This is a genomic window from Rhodoferax sp. BLA1, from assembly GCF_013416775.1.
GTDB lineage: Bacteria > Pseudomonadota > Gammaproteobacteria > Burkholderiales > Burkholderiaceae_C > Rhodoferax.
This window is the reverse complement of record NZ_SZVI01000010.1, coordinates 123,396-148,712: the sequence shown is the minus strand read 5'-3', so window position 1 is coordinate 148,712 and position 25,317 is coordinate 123,396. Positions and strand designations below refer to the sequence as shown.

The 25,317-nt window shown below is 59.3% G+C and carries 22 protein-coding genes; 14 read left to right on the top strand and 8 right to left on the bottom strand.

Annotation, left to right across the window (positions count from 1 at the left end; all coding sequences use genetic code 11):
• The 8 genes from FDG13_RS11535 to FDG13_RS11500 all read right to left on the bottom strand — a co-directional run bounded on the left by FDG13_RS11535 (nt 1) and on the right by FDG13_RS11500 (nt 11,680).
• Nucleotides 1-1,944: a YhgE/Pip domain-containing protein gene (locus FDG13_RS11535; RefSeq protein ID WP_180127783.1), complete on the bottom strand. Its 1,944-nt coding sequence runs from the start codon at nt 1,942-1,944 to the stop codon at nt 1-3.
• Nucleotides 1,934-2,347: an alternative ribosome rescue aminoacyl-tRNA hydrolase ArfB gene (arfB, locus tag FDG13_RS11530; RefSeq protein WP_370528212.1), complete on the bottom strand. Its 414-nt coding sequence runs from the start codon at nt 2,345-2,347 to the stop codon at nt 1,934-1,936. The genes FDG13_RS11535 and arfB overlap by 11 nt, the downstream gene beginning before the upstream one ends.
• Before the next feature lie 26 nt (nt 2,348-2,373).
• Nucleotides 2,374-3,744 carry a tRNA 5-hydroxyuridine modification protein YegQ gene (yegQ, locus tag FDG13_RS11525; RefSeq protein WP_180127782.1) on the bottom strand — a complete coding sequence of 457 codons (1,371 nt, stop codon included), beginning with the start codon at nt 3,742-3,744 and terminating at the stop codon, nt 2,374-2,376.
• Between the two features lie 151 nt (nt 3,745-3,895).
• Nucleotides 3,896-4,990 carry a chorismate synthase gene (gene aroC, locus FDG13_RS11520; protein WP_180127781.1) on the bottom strand — a complete coding sequence of 365 codons (1,095 nt, stop codon included), beginning with the start codon at nt 4,988-4,990 and terminating at the stop codon, nt 3,896-3,898.
• A 52-nt stretch (nt 4,991-5,042) separates the two neighbouring features.
• The gene (locus FDG13_RS11515) at nt 5,043-5,507 is read right to left on the bottom strand and encodes a CBS domain-containing protein (protein ID WP_180127780.1); all 465 of its coding nucleotides are present in this window, start codon (nt 5,505-5,507) and stop codon (nt 5,043-5,045) included.
• 266 nt (nt 5,508-5,773) lie between these two features.
• Nucleotides 5,774-6,382, bottom strand: coding sequence for a porin family protein (locus FDG13_RS11510; protein ID WP_180127779.1), 609 nt, complete (start codon nt 6,380-6,382; stop codon nt 5,774-5,776).
• Between the two features lie 323 nt (nt 6,383-6,705).
• Nucleotides 6,706-10,170, bottom strand: a complete 3,465-nt coding sequence (locus tag FDG13_RS11505; RefSeq protein ID WP_180127777.1) for a hypothetical protein — start codon at nt 10,168-10,170, stop codon at nt 6,706-6,708.
• A gap of 271 nt (nt 10,171-10,441) precedes the next feature.
• Nucleotides 10,442-11,680, bottom strand: a complete 1,239-nt coding sequence (locus tag FDG13_RS11500; protein WP_180127775.1) for a YihY family inner membrane protein — start codon at nt 11,678-11,680, stop codon at nt 10,442-10,444.
• Between the two features lie 21 nt (nt 11,681-11,701).
• Here FDG13_RS11500 and FDG13_RS11495 point away from each other — a divergent pair, with 21 nt between their 5' ends.
• The 14 genes from FDG13_RS11495 (at nt 11,702) to FDG13_RS11430 (ending at nt 25,274) form a co-directional block, all read left to right on the top strand.
• Complete coding sequence (locus FDG13_RS11495) at nt 11,702-12,133, top strand: DUF2069 domain-containing protein (RefSeq protein ID WP_180128111.1); 432 nt, start codon at nt 11,702-11,704, stop codon at nt 12,131-12,133.
• On the top strand, nt 12,114-13,547 hold the full coding sequence (locus FDG13_RS11490; RefSeq protein ID WP_180127773.1) for an FAD-binding oxidoreductase: 1,434 nt from the start codon (nt 12,114-12,116) through the stop codon (nt 13,545-13,547). Before FDG13_RS11495 ends, FDG13_RS11490 begins: the two co-directional genes overlap by 20 nt.
• Nucleotides 13,548-13,646: 99 nt before the next feature.
• Nucleotides 13,647-13,919, top strand: coding sequence for a type II toxin-antitoxin system CcdA family antitoxin (locus tag FDG13_RS11485; RefSeq protein ID WP_180127771.1), 273 nt, complete (start codon nt 13,647-13,649; stop codon nt 13,917-13,919).
• On the top strand, nt 13,919-14,233 hold the full coding sequence (locus FDG13_RS11480; protein WP_180127769.1) for a CcdB family protein: 315 nt from the start codon (nt 13,919-13,921) through the stop codon (nt 14,231-14,233). Before FDG13_RS11485 ends, FDG13_RS11480 begins: the two co-directional genes overlap by 1 nt.
• Before the next feature lie 15 nt (nt 14,234-14,248).
• Nucleotides 14,249-15,079 carry a thymidylate synthase gene (locus tag FDG13_RS11475; protein ID WP_180127767.1) on the top strand — a complete coding sequence of 277 codons (831 nt, stop codon included), beginning with the start codon at nt 14,249-14,251 and terminating at the stop codon, nt 15,077-15,079.
• A gap of 11 nt (nt 15,080-15,090) precedes the next feature.
• Complete coding sequence (locus tag FDG13_RS11470) at nt 15,091-16,272, top strand: MFS transporter (RefSeq protein ID WP_180127765.1); 1,182 nt, start codon at nt 15,091-15,093, stop codon at nt 16,270-16,272.
• Nucleotides 16,273-16,334: 62 nt separating this feature from the next.
• Nucleotides 16,335-16,829 (top strand): dihydrofolate reductase, encoded by a 495-nt coding sequence (locus FDG13_RS11465; RefSeq protein WP_180127763.1) that lies wholly within the window; start codon nt 16,335-16,337, stop codon nt 16,827-16,829.
• Between the two features lie 77 nt (nt 16,830-16,906).
• The gene (gene xth, locus FDG13_RS11460) at nt 16,907-17,737 is read left to right on the top strand and encodes an exodeoxyribonuclease III (protein ID WP_180127761.1); all 831 of its coding nucleotides are present in this window, start codon (nt 16,907-16,909) and stop codon (nt 17,735-17,737) included.
• Nucleotides 17,738-17,805: 68 nt separating this feature from the next.
• Nucleotides 17,806-18,495 (top strand): TetR/AcrR family transcriptional regulator, encoded by a 690-nt coding sequence (locus tag FDG13_RS11455; RefSeq protein ID WP_370528220.1) that lies wholly within the window; start codon nt 17,806-17,808, stop codon nt 18,493-18,495.
• Nucleotides 18,496-18,515: 20 nt separating this feature from the next.
• Nucleotides 18,516-19,658 carry an efflux RND transporter periplasmic adaptor subunit gene (locus FDG13_RS11450; RefSeq protein WP_180127757.1) on the top strand — a complete coding sequence of 381 codons (1,143 nt, stop codon included), beginning with the start codon at nt 18,516-18,518 and terminating at the stop codon, nt 19,656-19,658.
• Entirely contained in the window at nt 19,659-22,844 is a 3,186-nt protein-coding gene (locus FDG13_RS11445) for an efflux RND transporter permease subunit (RefSeq protein ID WP_180127756.1), read from the top strand.
• 82 nt (nt 22,845-22,926) lie between these two features.
• Nucleotides 22,927-23,589, top strand: a complete 663-nt coding sequence (locus FDG13_RS11440; protein WP_180127754.1) for a protein-L-isoaspartate O-methyltransferase — start codon at nt 22,927-22,929, stop codon at nt 23,587-23,589.
• 2 nt (nt 23,590-23,591) lie between these two features.
• Nucleotides 23,592-23,933 (top strand): rhodanese-like domain-containing protein, encoded by a 342-nt coding sequence (locus tag FDG13_RS11435; RefSeq protein WP_180127752.1) that lies wholly within the window; start codon nt 23,592-23,594, stop codon nt 23,931-23,933.
• Between the two features lie 24 nt (nt 23,934-23,957).
• Nucleotides 23,958-25,274 carry a TolC family outer membrane protein gene (locus FDG13_RS11430; RefSeq protein WP_180127750.1) on the top strand — a complete coding sequence of 439 codons (1,317 nt, stop codon included), beginning with the start codon at nt 23,958-23,960 and terminating at the stop codon, nt 25,272-25,274.
• Nucleotides 25,275-25,317: the final 43 nt, after the last annotated feature.

Below are 25,317 nucleotides of genomic sequence, written 5' to 3'. Positions count from 1 at the left end.
TCACAAATCCAGAGAGGGCCGCATCGCCAGCAGTTTGACATAGCGCCAGCGCCCGATGAAACACGCTGACAGCAACGCCAGACCACCTGCCAGCGCCACCCACAGCAGCGGCTGCACCCAGTTGGCCTCGAACGCGCCAAACAGGCTGGCCTTGAGCGCTTTGACCACCCAGGTGATCGGCATGTAAGGGCTGATCAGCGCAAACAGGCCACCGCTGAGCTCCACCGGCAGCACCCCGCCCGAGGACGACAGCTGCACCGCCAGAAACACCAGCGCCAGGGCCTTGCCAGCATCCCCCAAAGCGCGCGTCAGGGCAAACACAATCGCCAGAAAGGTCAGGGAAGCCACCCCCACGGTCAAAGCCAGCGCCAGCACGTCATGGACCTCGATGTGCAACACCCACACCATGGCCACCCACACCAGCAGCGCCTGCAACAGGACCAGGCCAGCTGGCATCAGCATCTTGCCGACCAGTCGCGCCACTGGCGACAGCCCGGTGGCAAACAGCGGCAGCAAGCGCAGCTGGATCAGAAACACCGCCAGGTTGGCACCCAGCCAAAGCGCCCCCGGGATGATGTTCGGCGCAAAACCGCTGCCATTGTTCTGGACCGGTGCATCCACCTCGATGGCGGGCCGCACCGAGGTGGCCAGACCCTGGGCGTTGCCCTCCATCTTGCGGATCGACACCGGCAGCGAGCCCTCCAGCAATGCCAGCCCACCGGCCACATGTTGCGCGCCCTGCGCCAGCTGCTGGGTGCCCGCTTTGAGGGCATGGGCGCCGCTGCTCAGACTGGCGGAACCACGCACCAGCTCGTCCAGACGGGTGTCCTCGGGGAGCTGCCTGACCACGCTGCGCAGGCCCTCATTCATGGCCCGCACGCCGTTGGTCAGGGTGTTGACACCATTGCTGAGTTGCACCGAGCCATCGGCCAGTTTCTGGTGCGCCGTGTTGGCGGTTTTTAAACCACTCTCCAGGCTGCCAACACCGTCGCCAATCTGGTTGAGACCGTCGGTGACACGGGTGCTCACAAACAGGCTGTCAGCGGTTTCGTCACGGAAACCAGTCACCCCCAGCTGCAAACGCTGCGCCCCTTGCTGGAGTTGCACCAGCCCCTTGCCGAGTTCCTCCTGCCCCGCAACCAACGCCTGCGCACCCTCGTCCAGGCGTCTGAGGTCAGAATAACGCGGGCGTTTCTCCAACATGGTACGCAGCCCTGTGCCCAACTCTTTGGCCCCGGAGGCCAGCTGCGCAACACCCTGCTCAGAACGTGCGGCGCCAGCGGCCAGCGTTTCCGACCCATGTGCGGCCTGCGCCGCGCCGGTGGCCAGATCAGTCGCCCCCTGTTGCAGCCGCAACAAACCATCATGCAGCTGCTGGATGCTGCGTTGTGAGCCATCGGCATCGGCCAGCACCAGCTCCCAGCGCTGCTCATTGAGGCGCTGGTTGACCTCGCGCCCGAGGTCGTCGGCAAAACGCCGGGCCAGAGCGGCACTCGGGTAGCTGTTGCCCTCGGAGGTGAAGACCACCAGCTTGCCCGCACCGGCCTTGGCACCGGGCACCGCATTGGAGCTGAAGTCGGCAGGCACGATCAGCGCAAACGCCATCGCACCCTGGCGCACCAGACGGCGCGCCTCTTGCTCACTGGCCACCTCCACGTAGCCAAACGTGGGCTTGGATGCCAGACGCGCCACCACATCGTGACCCACATTGAAAGCCTGCTGGCGGTAGACAAAACCTTGGTCCAAGTTCACAAGGGCCACCGGCAAGTCACCGGTGCGGGCGGACGGGTCCCAGACGCTGGTGAGGTAGATCAGCACGTAGAGCGCCGGAATCAACACCACGGCAGCGGCAGCCAGCAACAGCTTGGGGTAGCGCCAGAACAGATGGAGTTCGACCCGGGCAATGCCCAGCAACGACGCTTGATGGCCCGCTTCAGCCGTCATGCGACACCCGTGCGCGCTGCACCTTGAGGCCCGCACGCTGTGACTTGGCCTCACGCACACGCTGGCGCGAGGCTTTGGTCGGCTTGGTGGCTTTGCGTGCCTTGGGTGGACGGGCCACGCTGTTGACCAGTTCCTGCAGCCGCAGCAAAGCGTCAAATTTGTTGGACTCTTGGGTGCGGTGCTGCTGCGCCTTGATGACCAGCACACCGTCCTGGGTGATGCGGCTGTCGCGCAGGGCCAGCAGACGCTCTTTCACATCCTCAGGCAAGCTGGATGCGGGAATGTCAAAACGCAGATGGATGGCGCTGGAGACCTTGTTGACGTTCTGCCCACCCGCACCCTGGGCGCGAATAGCGGAGAGTTCCACCTCGTCGTCCTTGATCAACAATGCATCCATATTCATAGCTATAAGCCCTTTCCCAATAAGGGCTAGAGGGCAGAAACATCATCAGATAGCTGGACACCTGCCTCGGGCGGGTTCACATACCGCGCGACAAACGCACCGACCGCGCTCTCGGGCAGCGGCAGCCACACGGTGTGGCCGCTGCCGGGTGCCACGGTCATGGGCTGGGCGTCCACATTTTCCATCCCGCTGAGCAACACATCGCTGTTGCCATTCGGGTGGATGATCTCCAGCCAGTCACCCACGGCAAAGCGGTTGCGCACATTGACCTTCATCAGGCCACGCGCCGCGTCAAACTCAAGCGCATCCCCCACATACAGGCTGCGGCCCGACTCGGAGTAACCACGCAGGTAGTTTTGCGTGGCCTCTGGTGTGTGGCGCTGGAAAAAACCACTGGTGTAACCCCGGTTGGCCAGGCCTTCGAGCTGCCCCAGCAGCGCCGGGTCGAGCTCGCGACCGGCCACCGCGTCGTCGATGGCGCGGCGGTAACTCTGCACCGTGCGCGCCACGTAGTACGGGCTTTTGGTGCGGCCTTCAATCTTGAGGGAGTCAACCCCAATCTCGACCAGGCGCTTGACGTGTTCGATGGCGCGCAGGTCCTTGCTGTTCATCACATAGGTGCCGTGTTCGTCTTCTTCGATCGGCATGTAGCTGCCTTCGCGCTGGCTCTCTTCGATCATGTAGACCTGATCTGCAGCGGGCGAACGCTCTATCGCGCCTTGTTCACGCTCTTGCGCCGCCTGCTGTGTCAACACGTCACCCGAGGCATCGACCACACCTTTTTGCGTCTTGTAGTCCCAACGGCAAGAGTTGGTGCAACTGCCCTGGTTCGCGTCACGGTGGTTGAAATAACCCGAGAGCAGGCAGCGGCCTGAGTAAGCGATACACAGCGCGCCGTGCACAAAGACCTCGAGCTCCATGTCGGGGCAGGCCTGGCGGATTTCTTCCACCTGGTCGAGCGACAACTCGCGCGACAAAATGATGCGCTTCAAGCCCACCTTTTGCCAGAACTTGACGGCTGCCGAGTTGACAGTGTTGGACTGCACCGAGAGGTGAATCTCCATATCGGGCCAGGTTTCGCGCACCATCATGATCAAGCCGGGGTCGGACATGATCATCGCGTCGGGTTTGAGCGCAATCACCGGCGCCATGTTGTCGATGTAGTGGCGGATCTTGTTGCCATGCGGGAAGATGTTGCTCACCAGGAAGAACCTGGCGCCCTTGGCATGCGCGGTGTCGATGCCTTGTTTCAAGACCTCGATGTCACCAAAGTCGTTGTTGCGCACCCGCAAGCTGTAACGCGGCTGACCCGCGTAAATGGCAGTGGCACCAAAGGCCAGCGCGGTTTCCAGCATGGTCAGGGAACCGGCCGGGGCCAGCAATTCGGGGATCTTCATGGTTAAAAACTCGCTCAAAAGGTGTGGGGGTCTGGTGCCTGCCGGAAGTCGTCAACTCTCATAAATAGAGCTATCTACCCAGGAGGTATAAGGGTCAGAGCCCAATTTGTCATCAATAGTTCAGCGCCAGCCGAGGTGGCCGACCCGCGACTCAGGCCCGTGCGGCAATCGGCGGCAAGCTGTGCACCACGTCACCACATTGGGCGCGGTGGCGCAGCGCGTGGTCCATCACCACCAGCGCCAGCATGGCTTCGAGTATCGGTGTGGCGCGAATGCCCACACAGGGGTCGTGACGGCCTTTGGTGACCACCTCTGTGCTGTGTCCAGTCATGTCAATCGACTCGCGCGGGGTCAGGATCGAGCTGGTGGGTTTGATCGCCACCGAGACCTCCAGGTCCTGACCACTGGTGATGCCACCCAGGGTGCCACCGGCGTTGTTGCCCTTGAAACCAGCGGGTGAGAGTGAATCACCATGGCTGCTACCCAACTGCGCCACACTCGCAAAACCAGCGCCAATCTCCACACCTTTGACCGCGTTGATGCCCATCATGGCGTAAGCAATGTCGGCATCCATCTTGTCAAACAGCGGCTCACCCAGGCCAACGGGCACGTTGGACGCACTCACTCGCAACCTGGCGCCGCAGGAGTCGCCCCGCTTGCGCAAGGCCGCCATGTAGTCCTCCAGCGCGGAGACATCGGCCACCGGGGCAAAAAACGGATTCTTGGACACAAACTCCCAGGACTCGAAGGCGATGGGCAACTCACCGACCTGGGTCATACAGCCACGAAAGACGGTGCCGTACTTCTCAGCCAGCCACTTTTTGGCCACCGCACCGGCGGCCACCATGGGTGCGGTCAGGCGCGCGCTGCTGCGGCCACCACCACGCGGGTCGCGGATACCGTATTTCTGGAAATAGGCGTAATCGGCATGGCCGGGGCGGAAGGTCTGAACGATGTTGCCGTAATCTTTGCTGCGCTGGTCGGTGTTTTTGATCAGCAAGCAGATTGGTGTGCCGGTGGTTTTGCCCTCAAACACGCCCGACAAAATCTCAACCGTATCAGGCTCGTTGCGCTGGGTGACAAATTGGCTGGTGCCGGGGCGGCGGCGGTCCAGGTCGGGCTGGATGTCGGCCTCGCTCAGAGCCAGCCCAGGCGGGCAGCCGTCAATCACGCAGCCAATGGCCGGGCCGTGGGATTCACCAAAGTTGGTGACTGCGAAAAGTTGTCCAAAAGTGTTACCGCTCATGGGGCGGCATTATCCCAGAGCGGCCAGGTCGGGCGCGCGGAGCGCCTGAAAACTACAGCTTGGGGCCGTCGTCCGGGTTTTCACCCTCGGGCCAGTCGTGGATATAGGCCTTGAGCATCTTGTTCTCAAAATTCTGGCTATCCACCACGGCGCGGGCCACATCGTGAAAGCTGATCACACCCATGAGCATGTGATTGTCCATCACCGGCATGTAGCGCGCGTGGCGATCCAGCATCATGCGGCGCACCTCGTCCATGTCGGTCTGGGTGGTACAGGTCAGCGGTGCGTCGTCCATTGCGGTGCGCACGATGGTGGTGCCAATGCTGCCACCGGTCTTGACCAGGATCTGGGTGAGTTCGCGCACGGTGAGCATGCCCACCAGGTCACCATGCTCCATCACCACCAGCGAGCCGATGTCGCGCTCTGCCATCACTGCCAGCGCCTGGATCAGCGGCTCGGACGGTGACACCGTGTAGAGGGTGCTGCCTTTGATACGCAGGATGTCGGCGACTTTCATGGTGTTTCTGCTCTCATAGAGGTTGATGGATGAACCAGCGCGCCATCTTAATGGCAAACCTGACAGATTCAAGCACCAAAACGCTGCGCTTGGCGGGCCTGAGCCCATATCGCAGCCACCCTCTGCCCAGGTTGACGTCAGGTCGCGGGCACACAAAAAAGCGCTTTGCTCACCGGCTGGCCTGTGGGGCCACTTCCGATGCACAAAGCGCCTCAGCCATCACTGGCTGTGTCGACCGGGTGTGAGCCCACCCGGTCAAGGTTTGATCAATAGCTGTAACGCACACCCAGCGAGGTCACGTCCACACGTTCTTTGTTGTCACCCGCGAACTTGAGGTCATGGGATTCGTATTGCAGCAAGATCGACCACTTGGGCGTGAAGGCGTATTCCGCACCCACGCCGTAGTTCACACCAAAGCCATGTTCTGAGCCGGTCTGGATGCCTGAGAACCCGTTGGCCGAGGTGTCGGTGTCACTGTAGGTGGTACCGATCTTGCCAAGCAGGTTAAAAGACGGCGACACCGGGAATTTGCCCACCAGACTCAAGCTGATGCCACGGGCCTTGGTGCTGCCACCTGCGCGGCTGATTTGGCCAAAGTCGGTGTAACCCAACTCCATACCCACGTTGTCATTGAAATAACTGCCGATGTGGGCGCTGTAGGCGTTGTCGCTGTCGTCTTTGTCCCAGATGCCGACACCATCACTGAGCGAGTAGTCGGACTTGCCAGCGTTGAAGTCAAAGTAGCTACCACCCGCGCGGTAATACGGTGCGGCGTTGGTGTTGTTGCTGGTACTTTGGGCTTGCGCCACACCAGCCAGGGTGAAAGAGGCGGCAACAGCCAGCAGGCTGGCGGTGATACGAAGAGTTTTGTGCATGAGAGGTCCTTTGCGTTACGTGGACACCCCGGTTCAATACCAAGGCGCTGGCGTCACAAACAAGGCTTGTCTGTAAACGTTGGTCAAGCTTAGCCAGGCAGCAACGAAAGGTCTGTTCGCTTACACACACAGGCAACCAACAAAACAAACCACCGGACACATCAATTTTTATAGCATGCAGCTCTTATTGGATAACGGCCAGAGGCCAATATCACCTCAAACCACCCCATCACAACACGATGAATGCTTATGGCAAAAAGGCGGGCGTCACTGCCATGCACACCCGCCTGATGCCATCAGCACAACAAGCACAGTGCCAGCCATCAATGTTTTCTGTACAAAGGATCACAACCAATGGTGCCCACCAAGCTCTCCAGATACGCCTCAGAACGCACCGTGGCAAGCCTGCGATTTGCCTCATTCAATTGATCTTGAATGTTCATTTCCTCCACCAACAAAGCATTGTTTGTATTGGCCATGAAATCTTCCAAGTAGGCAATTTGTTTCTTATAAAACGCAATGTCCTTGTCCTGTTTCAACACCAGACGTGCCTTGTACCAATCGCTGTCAATAACATATTCTCTGTCAAACAACTTTCTCAACTCAGGATCGCTGATATCCTTGCCTTCAAAATGGCCGTACGCCATCACGTGTAACAAAACTTTCAGCGGTGGGATGGCCGACTCGATACTACCGTCTTCGAAATAACTCAGGGCAACTTTCTCTTGAGCCTCCACAATGTTATTGATACCATCCACATAATCTTCTAAACCTTGTAACTCCGGTTTCAACATTTTTTCGTTGAAAACAGCCTGGGGTTCATCAAACAAGCGATTCAGGCATGCCAGGGAAAATCGTTCGGTGATTCTGTATCCCAGGCGACTGGCCAACACCTTTTTACCCTGATACTCAAAGTCATCAATCTTCTCAAGACAAGCATTCGCAATCAGGTTCTTGGGATCCCGATCACTTTCTGCCAAGCGTGCCCAAATCTCGGGTATCAACAAACTGATATCGTGGTCAACTTTGTTTTGACCACCCACATAACCCGCTGCGGTGCTGAAGGCATGTGCGTCTGTCAGAATATGCGACAACAAGGCATTGTTGAGGTCGGTGGTGGGCGTCAACATATTAAAAGGCCCTTTTGTCAACGCACCTTCAGAACCCGCCCCCGTTGTTGAGGGTGACTTGCCAGTCAGACTGCAGATGAAGTCCATGAACAGTTCTGGCGTTTCCTGATAGTGGATGGGGTTGTACACCGCCAAAGGACGAATACCCGCCTTTTTATCAATCGGATTGTTTCTGCGTCCCGGCAAAACCGCATTCACAACAGGAATAAACGGGTCTTCGGACTTCATTTTCCTGTAGAGACGTGTGCCAATTTCGCCCAAATAACTCGCTTCGGTTTCGTTGATGAAGATGTTGCGCTCTAGATAACGGGGATTTTTTGTGGGTTTGCCATCCACAATGCGCGTGTGGGATGGCAGGCAAAAGTATTCCTCATCATTTTGACTGTTGACAACGTCCAAAATCAGGTCTTTGACCGGTTGGGTGTATTTGTCAAAATTGACGGTGTCTTCGTAGATGTCGATCGCATCCTGTTTTCTTAACAGTTCAAAATTGGTCAAGAAGGTATTGCTGGAAACAATATCTCGCTCAGCGCCTTTGTCGTAACCCCGCACAATCGCTTCGTCAGGCCGTTGAAACAGGTAACTTTCACAGTTGGCAACCACCTTGAAACTCCTGTTTGTGTACTCGGGGTTCAGGTTCTTGAACTGGCTTCTGGGTAGCGTGATAGAAGCAGAAATGTCATCTTCCATCTGGATTTTTTCGCTGGCAGAAAAGTCGGAGCGCAACTTGTTCAGCAACCAGTTACCTTTTTGACTGAACCCAATCCGGACATAACTCCCCACCACGGGATTGGTAAAGTATTTGAGACCTGTTCCATTTTTCCCGTTGATCACATCCACAGACATGCACTCTTTCCAGTTCAAATTGTTGCTGTCTTGACGGTACAAACGCTTCACAAACAACACCAGGGAGCGAATATGAACTGGGATATTTTTTACAAAATTGTTGTATTCATCGGTATAAACATCCAAAGGCTGCAACAGACGAACCGCAGCACCCAATGTTCTCTTCGGACTGAGGAAAGACTCCGATGGAGGCAAACTGGGATCGTAATTTTTCCAGCGTTTTGAATAATCGTATTCAATGATCTCATCTGCTTTCTTGAAATCCTCATCAATATCCACAATATTGAATTCGCTATAAGTAATAGCATTCAACATGGATTTTGATATCTCTGATTTACCACCACCGGAGACCGTGCAGGGTTTGTGGCAAAAAACACCTTCAGGAGAGGTGTTCACAATTCGCCACAAGGCAATGGCCTTGTGTTTTTCCAGCCTGAATTTGTTGCCCGTGGGGTGGATATAGGTTTTATTCGGTGACAAAACCAGCTTTTGCTCAGCACCCTCATACGTCCAAGTGATACTGTTGGTATTGGTGTTGATGTAAGCGTTTTCTGGAATATAGATCAAATTCGGGTATTTTTTATCTACTGCATAATTACCCGGCTTCACCTCGATACGCTCACCCAGAAGTGACTTCACCTCTTCAAATGAATAAGCATTGCCAAATTTCTTTGAAAAACCACTGCCATCAACGATGTCACCCATGACACCTTTAGGATAAGCAATCGCACCGCCGGAATGTTCTTCCTCCACCAAGCCATACAAATTAGCAGAGTAGCTGATCTGGGTTTTGATTTCCTTCTTTGAATAACCAAAATAATTGTCAGCAATGATGGTGACAACCACACCACTGTCATCCCTGCACGTTACCTTGAATGCACCGCCATCGTTGTAAATTTCGTCCTCAGTTTTCCAGCACATGCCTTCATTTTTCTGACGGTCTGTGGCTTGATCCCAATGCGGCAACCCAACATCTTTTTTCCTGAGTTTCTTTAATTGGGGGGCCAGGATGACACACCCCGTGTGGCCCGTCCAGTGCTCAGTATCCAGTGCCGCATCGTTTTGGGCCAGATAGGGATCACCGGCATTGCCAAAAATGGACTCCACAAAATCCAAATTGCTGACCAGGCTCCCAGGTGTGAAGAAGCGCACTTCCATGCTTTTCCTGGAGATGACACCTTTGACTTCCGGGCAAACCATGGGTCGCAATAAAAGAGAAACCATCAACTTGGCTTTGTCTTTTTGGTTCGCGGTGAAAGGTAATATTTTCAGTTCATCCGATGGATGGAAAGCAGCATGCAAAAAATGTGCGAATGTTATCTTTGGAACCTCTTTTTTATCCAAAGGTGCCGGCAAATTGCCTTCGACAATATGAAAGGTATTAACCGTGGTTCTTTTGTCATTGCTGGGATTGTTTAATATACCCTGCTTGATTCTGTAGGAGATGATGTCTTCACTGATAAAACAATCACCATTGGGTGGCAAACTGATCTCGCGCGCATGGCCTGCCTGGGTCAATACCAAGGTGTCATTGGGCAAGGCATATGATTTATCAAAATCAAGCCCTTGCAAGTAGTTATTGATAAAATTCTGAATTCGTGTATCTGCGGGAGAAAGATGCTGCGACAGCAGTCGAGATTTTTCTTTAAAACCTTTGATCAAACCATTTGTTAATGTTTCAAACTCTGGATTGCAGAACTTGATGACATCTTCTTCATTGTCATGGAACAAAGGCTGACCCAATGAGGCTAACTGAAGGTTGATGTATTGAACCGTATCTTTTCTGCTTTGTAGATTAGCTTGCTTGTTCATCTGCTTTCCAACATGAGTTTTTGACACTATTTAAAAAGTAAGTCGACGTTTCGGGCGGTGCGATCTCGTCCTGCTGAGGGATGGCTCGAAGCGACCGTTGTACGGCTGACAACCATTGTGCGGCGTTCCGGCTGCTGCCACATGACATAGCTCAATGTGGCGGAGATTTTTGAAACACCGGTTCAATTTTTGCCGACTACACGATAACAGCTTATCGACCGTGCTGCGCCGCCATGCATCGCGCCATTCAGCACCAGCGACAATTTACTTTTTATAGCGCACTACGCAGGCTGAATGAGGACCAGAGGCCGTTTTTCCATAAATTCTGGGTGCTGGGCTCTTGTTTGAGCAGCAGCCCATCCAACAGCGGCGCCAGCAAGGTGGTGTCGGGGTCGGCCAGCAGCACCAGCCGTGCGCTGGCATCCACCCGCTCCTCGGCCAGTTGGCCAATCCAGTCCAGCGCCAGCAAGGTTTCCACCACCGGTTCCAGCTGCAACTGGTCCACCCGTAACAAGGCGCTGAGCTGCTCCAGGCTCAGGCCCTTGTCCGGACTCTGGCGCACCCGCTCCAACTGCTGCAGCGTCTCCAGCGCCAGCAAAAACTGCCAGCCATGGGCACGCGCGCGGCGCTGCACCCCGGTCAGCAGGCTGGGCAAATACGCGGCAATCACCGCGCCCATCAGCACAATCACCCAGGCCACATACAGCCACACCAGCAAAATCGGCACCGTGGCAAAAGCACCGTACAGCACCGAATAGGTCGGCACCTTGGCCAGGTACCACACCAGCACACGCTTGGCCAGTTCAAACGCGGCCGACACAAACAGCCCACCGGCCCAGGCATGTGACCAGCGCACATGGGTGTTGGGCACAAAGTGGTAAAGCGCGGCCATGCCCCAGGCCAGCAAGACAAGTTGCAAGCCATCCAGCAAAAATTGCAACCCACCGGGCAACGCGCCCACCAAGCCCTTGGAGGCTGACAGCGCATAAGACGTCAGGCTCAGGCTCAAGGCCAGCAACAGCGGCCCCAGTGTCATCAGCGCCCAATACACGAGCACCCGCTGGCCAAGTGGCCTGGGTTGGCGCACCCGCCAGATGCCGTTTAAGGTGCGGTCAATCGTCAAAATCAAAGCCAAGGCCGTCAAAAACAAAATCCCCAGACCGACCCCGCCGAGCCGACTGGCCTTGCCAGCGAACTGCGTTAAATAACCCAGCACTTGGCGCGCGATGCTGTCGGGGATCAGGCTCTCGATCAACCACTGCTGCAGCACCAGCTGAAACTTGGCAAACATCGGAAACGCGGTAAACACCGCCAGCACCACGGTGAACAGCGGCACCAGGGCAATGGTGGTGGTGAAGGTCAGGCTGCTGGCTGTGACACCGAGGCGGTCTTCGCGAAAGCGCTCACGCAGGGTGTGGGCGGTGTTTTTCCAGGGAAAGCGGCGCAGCTGATGAATCAGGTCTTGCAGGCGCTGGCGCACGTCAAAGGCGGCTTGGGTCAGGTCAGTCATGGCCGCTATGATGCCATCCCGATGAATGCCCAGAACACCCCCCCTCCCACCCCGCCCTCTTCTTCCGTCGCCCTGACCCGTTTTCTGGCGGTGGGCAGCTTGCTCGGGCTGATTGTTCTGGGCCTGGCCTGGGAGCTGGTGCTGGCACCGGTGCGCCCGGGTGGCTCGCTGCTGGCGCTCAAGGTGCTGCCGCTGTGCCTGCCACTGATCGGGCTGTTGAAGAACCGCATGTACACCCACCGCTGGGTCACTTTGATGGTCTGGCTCTATTTCACCGAAGGGGTGGTGCGCGCCTATAGCGACAGGCCACCCAGCAACTACCTGGCGATGGTCGAGATCGCGCTGTGCCTGTCTCTGTTTGCGGCCAGCGCCCTGCACATCCGCTGGCGTTTTCGCGACCTCAGAAACAAAGCCGCTTTGGAAGCCGCCGCCGATGCAAAACCTGCTCAATGAACTCCGCACCATCGTTGGCAACGCCCATGTGCTCAGCGAAGGTGATTTAAGCGCCTGGGAGCAAGACTGGCGCCAACGCGCCCATGGCAAAGCGCTGGCGGTGGTGCGTCCGGGCAGCACGGCCGAGGTGGCGGCGGTGGTCCAGACCTGCGCCCGGCACCGGGCTGCATACCCGGACCAAGCGGTGAGCATCGTGCCGCAAGGCGGCAACACCTCGCTGGTGGTGGGCGCCACGCCGGATGACTCGGGTCGGCAAATCGTGTTGAGCCTGCAGCGTATGAACCGGGTGCGCGCTGTAGACAACGCCAACCTGACCCTCACCGCCGAGGCCGGTTGTGTGCTGCAAACCGTGCAGGAGCATGCCCTCAACGCGGGTTATCTGTTCCCCCTGAGCCTGGCCGCCGAGGGCTCCTGCACCCTGGGTGGCAACCTGGGCAGCAATGCCGGTGGCACCCAGGTGCTGCGTTTTGGCAATACCCGCGAGTTGTGCCTGGGCCTGGAAGTGGTGACTCCACAAGGTGAGGTCTGGAACGGCTTGAGTGGCCTGCGCAAGGACAACACAGGTTACGACCTGCGCCACCTGTTCATCGGCTCCGAAGGCACGCTGGGCATCATTACCGCCGCCACGATGAAACTTTACCCACTGCCCGCAGCCCAGCTCACCGCCTGGGCGGTCGTGCCGTCGATGCAGGCGGCTGTCACGCTTCTGGGGCTGGCGCATCACCATCTGGGTGCGGGCTTGACCGGTTTTGAGGTGATGAGCCAGTTTGCCCTGAGCCTGGTGGACAAACATTTCAAACAGTTACGCGTGCCACTGTGGCAAGACGGGCCGTTGTGTGTGTTGCTCGAGAACTCCGACCACGAGTCCGAGGCCCACGCGCGCCAGCAGTTCGAAGGTCTGCTGGAAGCCGCCTTGGCCGATGGCTGCGTCACCGATGCGGTGGTGGCCGAGAACCTGAGCCAGGCCAAGGCTTTGTGGCAGGTGCGCGAGAGCATTTCGCTGGCACAGTCCCAAGAGGGGCTCAACATCAAACACGACATCTCGCTGCCGATCTCCAACATCCCAGCCTTCGTCCAAACCACTGATGCGGCGCTGGTCCAAGTCATACCGGGCGTGCGCCTGGTCAATTTTGGCCATCTGGGCGACGGCAACCTGCACTACAACGTGCAGGCCCCTGAAGGTGTCGATGCAGCCGCCTTTTTGCGCGAGCACGAGCCCGAGGTCAACCGCCTGGTGTTTGATGCAGTGACCCAGTTTGGAGGCTCGATTTCCGCCGAACACGGCATCGGCAGCCTCAAGCTGCATCAACTCGAGCACTACAAATCACCTGTTGCCTTGGCGATGATGCGTTCGATCAAGCAGGCGCTGGACCCGCAGAATTTGATGAACCCGGGACGGGTCATCAAATTCTGATGCCAAGCTCGGAGCACACAACAGAGCAGGGTGCCCTGACGCGATGCCGCAAGCACCCATCATGCGCATATACTTTGCGCATGATTCATGGAGCCCAACATGTTGAACTTTGAAAATTCCACCAAGAAGGCCACCAACCTGTCACTCAACGCCAAGGTGCTGGAAGCCGCCCGGAACATGGGCATGAACCTGTCCCAAACGGTAGACACCTTACTGGCCGAGGAAGTCAAACGGCGTTATTGGGAAAAATGGAACGAAGACAACAAGGAAGCCATCGCCGCCTACAACGAACGGGTGGCCACCGATGGCATCTGGGGCGCCAAGTACCGCACCTTTGGCAAAAGCCTGGGTGATGGCCGCGAGGAATCCTGATGTCACGATTTGATGTGTATGCCAACCCGGACAAATCCGAGCGGCTGCACACCCCTTTTGTGCTGGACCTTCAAAACAGCTATCTGGCAACACTCACCACCTTTGTGGCCGTGCCATTGCGCACCGAGAGCTGTGTACCGGGGCGCCTGGTGGATCTCCAACCCGGCTTAACCGTCGCTGGCCAAGCGGTGGTGATGGACACACCAATGATGGCCACTTTTCCGAAACGCGGCCTGGGTTTGCCCGTGGCCAATTTGCGTGCCGAACAAGGGGTGATCCAGAACGCACTGGACGCCCTGTTTGGCGAATACTGACTGATGCAATCAACCATGCCCTCCCCCATCCGCTCCCAATACGAAGATTTCCTGCGCCACGTCCACACCCAGGGTGTGTTCAAAGCCGACCGCACCGGCACCGGCACCACCAGCGTGTTTGGTTACCAGATGCGTTTTGATCTGAATGAAGGCTTTCCGCTGGTGACCACCAAAAAGGTGTTCCTGCGCGCCATCATTGTGGAATTGCTCTGGTTCCTGCGCGGTGACAGCAATGTCAAATGGTTGCAGGACAACGGCTGCACTATCTGGGACGAATGGGCCCGCGCCGACGGTGACCTGGGCCCGGTCTACGGTGTGCAGTGGCGCAGCTGGCCCAAGCCAGACGGTGGCCACATCGATCAGATCCAGCAAGTGATCGACACCCTCAAAACGTATCCGGACAGCCGCCGCATCATCGTGAGCGCCTGGAATGTGGCTGACCTGGACAAGATGGCGCTGATGCCCTGCCACGCCTTTTTCCAGTTTTATGTGGCGCCGCCCACGACACCTGGCGGGCGCGGCAAACTCAGCTGCCAGCTCTATCAGCGCAGTGCCGACATTTTCTTGGGCGTGCCCTTCAACATCGCCAGTTATGCGCTGCTGACCCACATGGTGGCGCAACAGTGTGACCTGGATGTGGGTGATTTCATCTGGACCGGCGGCGACTGCCACATCTACAGCAACCACCAGGAACAGGTGGCGCTGCAGCTCAGTCGTGAGCCTTTTGCCTATCCAGGCCTTGTGATCAAACGCCAACCTGCTAGCATTTTTGATTACCAGTTTGAAGACTTTGAGGTTCAGGGTTACCAAAGCCACCCGGCCATCAAGGCACCGGTCGCTGTTTGAGAGCTGCCAAGGTGTCTTTCAATAACAAGGTGCCGCTGGTGCACCTGGCCTTGCTGACCATCATTTACCTGGCTTTCATCAGCCTGGGTTTGCCCGACGGTGTGCTGGGGGTGGCCTGGACCGCGATGCGGCTGGATCTGAACCAACCGCTGGCTGCCGTGGGTTTACTCACCATCACCATGACCGCCTGCTCGGGCCTGAGCACCGTGGTGAGTAGCTATGTGCTGAACAAACTCGGTACCGGGCCAGTGGTGATGATCAGCTGTTTTCTGACCGGTTTGGCGCTGCTGGGTTTTGCCCTGGCGCCGTCGATGGGCTGGTTGCTGGCACTCTCGGTACCGCTGGGCTTGGGCGCAGGTGCGGTGGATGCCGGGCTCAACCACTTTGTGGCAGCACACTATTCCTCGCGCCATATGAACTGGTTACACGGCTGCTGGGGCATTGGCGCCACGCTGGGGCCGCTGATCATGGGCGCCACTCTGGCGACTCAGGGCTGGCGAGGTGGCTACCAGACGCTGGCAACGATGCAGCTGTCCCTGGCGGTCATCCTGCTGCTGTCGCTGTCTTTATGGCAGCGTGAAAACGCCAAACCACCAGCCGAAGTGCACAACGAGGCACAACAGGCGCGCATCAAACCGGTGTCGATGGCCGCCACCTGGTTGGCACCACTGGGCTTTTTGCTCTATGTGGCGGCTGAAGCCGGCACCGGCTTGTGGGCGGCCAGTATTCTGGTCAACAGCCGGGGCAGCAGCCCGGCGACTGCGGGGCTGTGGGTGTCGTTTTTCTTTGGTGCGATCACCGCCGGGCGGTTTGCGGTGGGCCTGGTGGCCAACCGGCTGGGCAACCGGCGGCTGATCCGGCTCGGTATTCTGAGCGCCGTCGTGGGTGCGGTGGTGTTTGCCATCCCCGGCTTGCACGCACCCTTGTCTCTGGCAGGTCTGGTACTGATGGGCCTGGGTTGTGCGCCGATTTACCCGTCGATGATGCATGAGACCGCGCAGCGCTTTCCCGCCGAGCTGACGGCCAAGGTCATCGGGCGTCAAGTCGGCCTGTCGTATGTGGGCAGCGCCGGCGTGCCCGCCGCCTGTGGTTTGCTGGCGGCGTATGCTGGTTTACCGATGGTGATGCCAGCGCTGATCCTGGTGTTGCTGGCCTTGTTATGGGTGACCGAACGGCTCAACCAGCTGACTTGAGGGGGCGCAGCACAAGGTGACAATTCAGCCTTGCGGACGCCTAACCCCCGGAGCTTTCTCTGATGCAACTCAAACTCATTTTTGCCCGCGCCAGCAATGGTGTGATTGGCCACAACAACACCCTGCCCTGGCACCTGCCGGAGGACATGGCGCACTTCAAACGCAGCACCCTGGGCTGTCCGGTGATCATGGGCCGCAAAACCTGGGACTCGCTGCCCCCAAAATTCCGCCCGCTGCCCGGTCGGCTCAATGTGGTGGTGACCCGCCAAACCGATTGGCAAGCAGAAGGTGCCTTGGTGGCACACAGCATCAGCCAAGCCCGTGATCTGTGCCCGCCCGACAGCACCGCCTGGGTGATTGGTGGCGCCGAGGTCTATGCCCAGGCTCTGCCATTGGCCACACAGGCCGTGGTCACCGAGATTGAGGTGACCTTTGAAGGTGATGCTTTTGCACCCCGCTTCGGACCGGAGTGGTCTGAGACGGCCCGAGAATCACACACCGCCAGCAACGGTCTGGGCTACAGTTTTGTCACCTACACGCGCCAAACGAGAGAGTGAGCGCGACCAAGCTTCCGACCACTACAACAGCAATAGCAACAAAAGCAGCATGAACAAGGGCTAGAGCCCTCTGACCTATGAAACTCGCCACCTGGAACGTCAACTCACTCACCGTGCGCCTGCCGCAAGTGCTGGACTGGTTACAGGCCAACCCGGTCGACGTGCTGGCCCTGCAAGAGCTCAAGATGACGGACGACAAGTTTCCGCATGAGGCCTTTGCCCAGGCCGGGTACACCGCCCAGTGTTTTGGCCAGAAAACCTACAACGGCGTGGCGCTGATCTCGCGCACACCTGCCCTGGACGTGGTGAAAAACATCCCGGGGTTTGACGACGACATGGCACGCGTTATCAGCGGCAGCTTTCCGCTGGGTGAGACGCCCGTGGAAAATTCCACAAATGAGAGCACCCCACCCTTATCCAATCAGGGCTTGAGGGTGATTGGGGCTTATTTTCCGAATGGCCAGGAACCCGGCAGCGACAAGTTTGAATACAAGATGGCCTGGCTCGACGGCTTGCGCGCATGGTTACGCCAAGAGCTGTTGATCCACCCGAACCTGGTGTTGATGGGTGACTTCAACATCACTTTTGACGATGCCGACGTCTGGGACCCCGAGGGCATGCGTGACCAGATCCACTGCACCGACGAAGAACGTTACCACCTGCAGGCGCTGGTCGCGCTGGGCCTGAGTGACGCCCACCGATTGTTTCCCCAGCCAGCCAAAAGTTACTCCTGGTGGGACTACCGTGACATGGCGTTCAGGCGCAACCGGGGGTTGCGCATTGACCACATCCTGGTCAGCCGTGCGCTCAAGCCGCTGGTCAGTGCCTGCCAGATTGACAAGACGCCACGCAAGAACGAGCGCCCGAGCGACCACGCCCCGGTGGTGCTCAGCCTGGACACACCCTGAGCTTCAGCGCCTGAGATTGACACCTGGGACACCCAAGGCTACATTAATAACCGATCAGTCATTAATTCATACCCTTGTCTCCCGTCTCCGAAGCCCCTCCCACTGACACCCACACCCGGCGCCTGCGCCGCAAGGACGCGCGGCCCGGCGAACTGCTGGCAGCCGCACTCGATCTGTTTGTGGACAAAGGTTTTGCCGCCACCCGGGTCGAAGAGGTGGCCACCCTCGCAGGTGTGTCCAAAGGCACCTTGTTCCTGTATTTCTCCAGCAAGGAAGAACTGTTCAAGGCCGTGGTGCGTGAGCACATTTCGGGACGCTTCGCCCAGTGGAGCGAAGAGATCGAACATTTCGAGGGCAACTCGCAGGAGATGTTGCGTTATTGCCTGAACTGCTGGTGGGAACGCATCGGCGCCACCAAGGCCTCAGGCATCCCCAAACTGATGATGAGCGAGGCGCGCAACTTCCCGGAACTGGCGGCCTTCTACCAGCAGGAGGTGATCCAGCCCGGCAGCGCCCTGATAGCCCGCGTCTTGCAGCGTGGTGTGGACCGCGGTGAATTCCGGCCGATGGACCTCAAATACGCGGTCTACATGGTGCTGGCACCGCTGCTGTTTCTGACCACCTGGACCCACTCTCTGGGCACCTGCTGTGACCCGGCCTCACAGATCGAACCTGAACACTACCTGGCCATGCAACTCGACATGTTGTTGCGTGGTTTCAGCACCACCAGCACCGACCCGGACGCTGGTCTGTCTTAGATTCTGGAGCATCCAAGCGCATGAAACCCTGGCTCAAATGGACCCTTCTCGGTGTGGTGGTGGCAGTCTTGGCGGGCGGCACAGTGCGCACACTGTCGGCCCGCAAGGACAAACAGGCTGCGCTGGCGGCGCTGCAAACCGAGCAAAAAACACAGGTGTCAATTGAGCTGCCGCCCAGTGACCTGATCGCGTTGAGCAGCCGCGAGCTGCCGCTGTCTGTGGCCATTTCCGGTGCCATCACCGCCGTCAACACCGCCATGGTCAAGGCCCGGGTGGCGGGTGAGTTGCAAGGCTTGACGGTGCGCGAGGGCGACCGTGTGCGGGCAGCCCAGGTGCTGGGTCAGATTGACCCGACCGAGTCTGACGCCCGTTTGCGCCAGGTCCGCCAGCAGGCACAAGCGGCCAAGGCCCAGGTGGATATTGCCCAACGCACACACGAGAACAACCAGGCCCTGGTGACCCAGGGCTTTATCTCCAACACCGCCCTGGTCTCATCCCAGGCCAACCTGGCCAATGCCCAGGCCACCTATGCTGCGGCCCAGTCTGCGGCCGATGTGTCGGCTAAAACCCTCAGCGACACGGTGCTGCGTGCACCCATCGGCGGCTGGGTGTCCCAACGCCTGGCCCAGCCCGGTGAGCGCTTGGCGGTGGATGCCAAGGTGGTCGAGATTGTGGACCTGAGCCGCCTGGAGATGCAGGCCGAACTCAGCGCAGCGGACGCCTTGCAGGTCAAGGTCGGCCAAAAAGCGGAGTTGCGCGTCGAAGGCTTACAGCAGCCCGTATCCGCCACGGTGGTGCGCATCAACCCGAGCGCCTCGGTGGGCAGCCGCGCGGTGCTGGTGTACCTGGCCATCGCCCCTGGCACCGAGCTGCGCCACGGCCTGTTTGCACAGGGTGCGCTGGCCATTGGCTCGATGACCGGCCTGGCTGTGCCTTTGAGCGCGGTGCGCACCGACAAGCCCCAGCCCTACATCCAGATTGTCCAGAACCAGCAGGTGCGCCATGTGGCCGTGACACTGGGCCCACGCAGCGAGGTGGATGGCCAGACCCTGGTCAGCCTCACGGGCGCCACCGAGGGCATGAGCGTCATCTCGGGTGCGGCGGGGGTGTTGCGTGAAGGCACCCAAGTCAAGCTGGCCGCCCCGGTCAAAGGGGCTGTCTGAATGTGGTTCACCCGTGTCAGCCTGAACAACCCGGTGTTTGCCACCATGATGATGCTGGCGCTGGTGGTGCTGGGCCTGTTTTCGATGCAGCGCCTGCAGGTGGACCAGTTTCCCAACATCGACTTCCCGGTGGTGGTGATCAGCACCGACTACCCCGGTGCCTCGCCTGAAATTGTCGAGAGCGAAGTCACCAAAAAGGTCGAGGAAGCTGTCAACGCCATTGCCGGCATCAACGCCCTGACCTCGCGCTCCTACGAGGGCACCTCGGTGGTGATCATCGAATTTGGTTTGCACATGGATGGCCGCAAGGCCGCCGACGATGTGCGCGAAAAGGTGGCCGCAGTTCGCCCCTCGCTGCGCACCGAGGTCAAAGAACCCCGTGTGCTGCGTTTTGATCCGGCCAGCCGGGCGGTCTGGTCGGTGGCGGTGCTGCCTGATGCCACAGGCCAAGCCCAGGCCATGAGCCCGGTGGAACTCACCAACTGGGCCGAACAGGTGTTCAAAAAACGCCTGGAGAACGTGCGAGGCGTTGGCTCGGTCACGCTGGTGGGTGGCAGCAAACGCGAGATCAACATCTACCTCAACCCGCAGGCGCTGGAAGCGTACGGCATCACCCCGGACCAGGTGGTGAACGCGGTGAACGGCGAAAACCAGGACTACCCTGCCGGCACCATCCGCTCCCTGGATCAGGACCGGGTGATCCAGATCGCGGCCCGGGTGCAGCGGCCCGAAGACTTCGGGCGCATCATCATCACCCGCAAAAACGGCGCACCGGTGCGGGTAGATCAGGTCGCCAAAGTGTCTGACGGTGCCCAGGAAGTCGAGAGCCTGGCGCTCTACAACGGCCAACGCACGCTGTTGCTCAATGTGCAAAAAGCCCAGGACGAAAACACCATTGCGGTGGTCGACAACCTGAAAAAGACGCTGGAGACGATGCAAACCCAGCTGCCCCCGGGCGTCAAGCTGGCCCAGATCACCGACAACTCGCGCCAGATCCGGGTCTCGGTGGCCAATGTGCGCCAGACCCTGATCGAGGGTGCCGGGCTGACCATGCTGATCGTGTTCCTGTTTCTGAACTCCTGGCGCTCGACCATCATCACCGGTCTGACCCTGCCAATTGCGCTGATTGGCACCTTCTTCTTCATGAACCTGTTTGGTTTCACCATCAACATGATCACCATGATGGCGCTGAGCCTGTGTGTGGGCCTGCTGATCGACGATGCCATAGTGGTGCGCGAAAACATCGTGCGCCATGTGCAGATGGGCAAAGGCGCCTACCAGGCGGCAATGGACGGCACCAACGAAATTGGCCTGGCGGTGTTGGCCACCACCTTGTCCATCGTTGGGGTGTTTTTGCCGATTGGGTTCATGGGCGGCATCATCGGCAAGTTTTTCCACGAGTTTGGCCTGACCATTGTGGCGGCGGTGCTGATCTCGATGTTTGTCAGCTTCACGCTTGACCCGATGCTCTCCAGCCTGTGGCACGACCCCAGCATTGAGGCACACGGCAAGCGGCATCGGCCGGTCTCGTTCTACGACCGCACGGTGGGCCGTGTCACCGCGCTGTTTGACCAGGCCACCGACACCCTGGCAGAGATCTACCAGGCGATATTGCGCCGGGCTTTGGTGCACAAACTGGGCACCCTGGCGCTGGCGCTGGTGATTTTTGTGATCAGCCTGGCCATGGTGCCGCTGCTGGGCACCGAGTTTGTGCCCAAGTCAGACTTCTCGGAGACCAGCGTCACCTTCAACACCCCGGTGGGTTCCTCGCTGGAGGTCACCGAAGCACGTGCACGCCAGGTGGAGGCCATCGTGCGCTCTTTCCCCGAGGTCAACTACACCCTGGCCACCATCAACACCGGCAATGCAGCGGGCAAGATCTACGCCAATGTTTACATCCGCCTAGTGGACCGCCATCTGCGCCAGCGCAGCCTCGATGAGATGTCGAACATCCTGCGCCTGCGTTTGCGCCAAGTGCCGGGCATCACCATCACCCATGTGGGCCTGCTGGACCCGATTGGCGGGCAAAAACAGATTGCGTTCTCGATCCAGGGCCCCGACATGGGGGAACTGGCGCGCCTGTCGAGCCTGGCGCTGGACAAAATCCGCGACGTGCCCGGCCTGGTGGACCTGGACTCCTCGCTCAAACCCGACAAACCCACGCTGGACGTGCAGGTGCACCGCGACGCCGCCTCTGACCTGGGCCTGAGCGTGGCGCAGATTGGCAACGCCCTGCGCACCCTGGTGGCCGGGAAAACCGTGGGCAACTGGCGCGCCCCCGACGATCAGACCTATGACGTCAACGTGCGCCTCTCGCCCGAGGCGCGTAACCAGCCCGCAGACCTGGCCCAGCTGCCATTTGCCCTGAGCAACACCAGCGACGGCAGCACCCGCGTGGTGCGGCTGAACCAGGTTGCCAGCGTGGTCGAATCCACCGGCTCCAACCAGATCAACCGGCGCGACCTGACGCGCGAAGTGGCCATCTCCGGCAATGTGGCGGGCCGCTCGGCCGGTGAAATCTCCAAGGACATCAAAACCGCGATGGACAGCATTGCTTTGCCGCCAGGCTATAGCTACAAGTTCAGCGGCTCCACCAAGGACATGGCCGAGGCCTTTGGCTACGCGGTCTCGGCGCTGGTGCTCGCGGTGATCTTCATCTACATGATCCTGGCCAGCCAGTTCAAGAGTTTTTTCCAGCCGCTGGCACTCATGACCGCCCTGCCACTGACCCTGATCGGTGTGGTGCTGGCCCTGATGCTGTTCAACTCGACACTGTCGATGTTCTCGGTGATCGGGGTGGTGATGCTGATGGGTCTGGTCACAAAAAACGCGATTTTGCTGGTGGACTTTGCCATTCGCGCGCGTGAATCCACGCTGGGGGACGACGGCCAGGTCTTGCCTGGCCTGCCCCGTGTGGAGGCCCTGCTGCTAGCCGCCCGGGTGCGTCTGCGCCCGATCCTGATGACCACCCTGGCCATGATTTTTGGCATGGTGCCGCTGGCTTTTGCCATGACCGAAGGCTCTGAAATGCGCGCGCCCATGGGCCAGGCGGTGATTGGGGGTGTGATCACCTCCTCGTTGCTGACCCTGGTGGTGGTGCCTGTGATGTACTGCTACATGGATGACCTGGCGCGCTGGCTGGGCCGCCGCTCGGGGGTGCGTCAAACCACACCCGGCACACTGTAAAGACAGCCGCCCCAACCCGCGCCAGACACCAGGCCAGCTAAAATCAAAAAACATTGCTAACATACCCCCCGGAGTACATAACATGACCCTGCACAACGTCGAGCAAGCGCGCTTCAACATGATCGAGCAACAGATCCGCCCCTGGGACGTGGCAGACAGCGCCGTGCTGGAGCTGCTGGCCGTGGTCAAACGTGAAGACTTTGTACCAAGCTCTTACAAAGCGATAGCGTTTGCCGACATGGCCATCCCGCTGCCGGGTCAACAGGTCATGCTGGCGCCGCGCCAGCAAGCCCGCTTGTTGCAAGACGCCGCCGTCCAGGCCACCGACAAGGTGCTGGAGATTGGCACCGGCAGTGGTTTCACCACCGCACTGCTGGCCAAACAAGCGCAACGTGTGATTTCGCTCGAAATCCACCCCGAACTCGCCGACCTGGCCCGCGCCAACCTGCAACGCGCTGGCATCCACAACGCCGAGGTGCGTTGTGCCGACGGTGCCCAGGGCGCCGCCGCCGATGCCCCGTTTGATGTGATCCTGCTCGGTGGCTCGGTCAGTGAAGTGCCCCCGGCGCTGTTGCAGCAGCTCAAGGTGGGTGGCCGCCTGGTGGCCATCGTGGGCCAGGAGCCCATCATGCACGCCACCGTGATCACCCGCACCAGCGACAGCAACTTCCAAAGCACCGAAAAATGGGACGACAACGCCCCACGCCTGCAAAATTTTGCGCAGGCTTCCAGCTTCAGGTTCTGAGCATGGTTGCGCAGATCAGCCCCTCTCAGCTGCCAGCCTGGCTGGCCTCGGTCCAACAACATGGTCAGCCCGTGGTGCTGGATGTGCGCGAACCCCATGAGCTGGCACTGGCCAGCATCCAGGCAGACGGATTTGAGCTGCTTTGCATCCCGATGGGGCTGATCCCACCGCGTCTGTCTGAGCTGGACCCGAGCCGCCCGGTGGCCTGCCTGTGCCACCACGGTGGCCGCAGCATGCAGGTGGCCTCGTTCCTGAGCGCGCGTGGGTTCACCCATGTGGCCAACATCGCGGGTGGTATCAACGCCTGGTCTGCCGAAGTGGACGAGCGCATACCGCGTTACTGAATTTGCCTCACCGGGTACCCCATCATGAAGACTCTGCGCCTCCTCCCCCTCACGCTGGCCATCAGCACGCTGCTGGCCCTGCCGACGCAGGCGCAAAGTCTGACCGACCTGTACCAGTCCGCCAAGGCCTTTGACGCCAGCTACCAATCGGCCAAATCTCAGTTTGAGGCCACCCTGGCCAAAGGGGAGCAAGCCCGGGCCGGGCTGCTGCCCAGCGTCAACCTGGGCAGCTCGGTCAACCGCAACAACGTCAACAGCGACATCGCGTCGCTGGAGCGCAGCTACGGCAACCAGGGTGTCACCCTGAGCGCCTCCCAGCCGCTGTACCGTCCGGCCAATGTGGCTACCGCCGAACAAGGTAAAAAACAGGCCGCCCTGGCGCAGGCCCAGCTGGAAGCCGCCAACCAGGACCTGATGATGCGGGTCAGCCAAGCCTACTTTGACGTGCTGGCCGCCCAGGACACCCTGAGGTTTGTCACCGCGCAAAAATCCGCCGTCTCGGAGCAATTGGCCTCGGCCAAGCGCAACTTTGAGGTGGGCACCGCCACCATCACCGACACCCGCGAAGCGCAGGCCAAGTCCGATCTGGTGCTGGCCCAGGAAATTGCCGCCGACAACGATTTACGCGTCAAGAAGCTTGCGCTGGACCAGCTCACTGGCCAAAACGCGACCCCCAAGCCATTGCACTTGCCGGTGGCCCTGCCCGCCGTCCTGCCAGCAGAGGTCAGCCCCTGGGTGGCCGAGTCTGAAGACATCCACCCCGGCGTGCGCCAGGCCCGCATTGCCCTCGAAGTGGCCGAGCTCGAAACCCAAAAGGCCCAAGCCGGTCACAAACCCACACTCGACCTGACTGGCAGCTACAGCGTCACCCACAACAACGGCTCCAGCAGCCTGACCCAGGACTATCACACCAATGTGGCCACGGTCGGCCTGAGTTTTAACCTGCCGCTGTTTGCCGGTTTTGCGATCCAGAACCGCCTCAAAGAAACCGTGGCACTGGAAGAAAAGTCCCGCTCTGACCTGGACGCGACCCGCCGTGGGGTGGCCCAGGCCACACGCAGCGCCTTTTTTGGCGTGCAATCGGGCCTGGGCCAGGTGAAGGCCTATGAAGCAGCCGAAGCCTCCAGCCAGAGCGCGCTGGATGCCACCAAACTGGGGTACCAGGTGGGGGTGCGTATCAACATCGATGTGCTCAACGCCCAAACCACCCTGTTTGACACCAAGGCCAAACTGGCCAAGGCGCGTTATGACGTGTTGCTGGGCAACCTCAAGTTGCGCCAAGCCAATGGTTCACTCCGGGAAGAAGACATCAGCGCCATCAACGCGTTGCTCGAGCGCTAAACCAGGCGCAACAGCTGGCTCGTCTTTGCCCAAGCCAGCACCC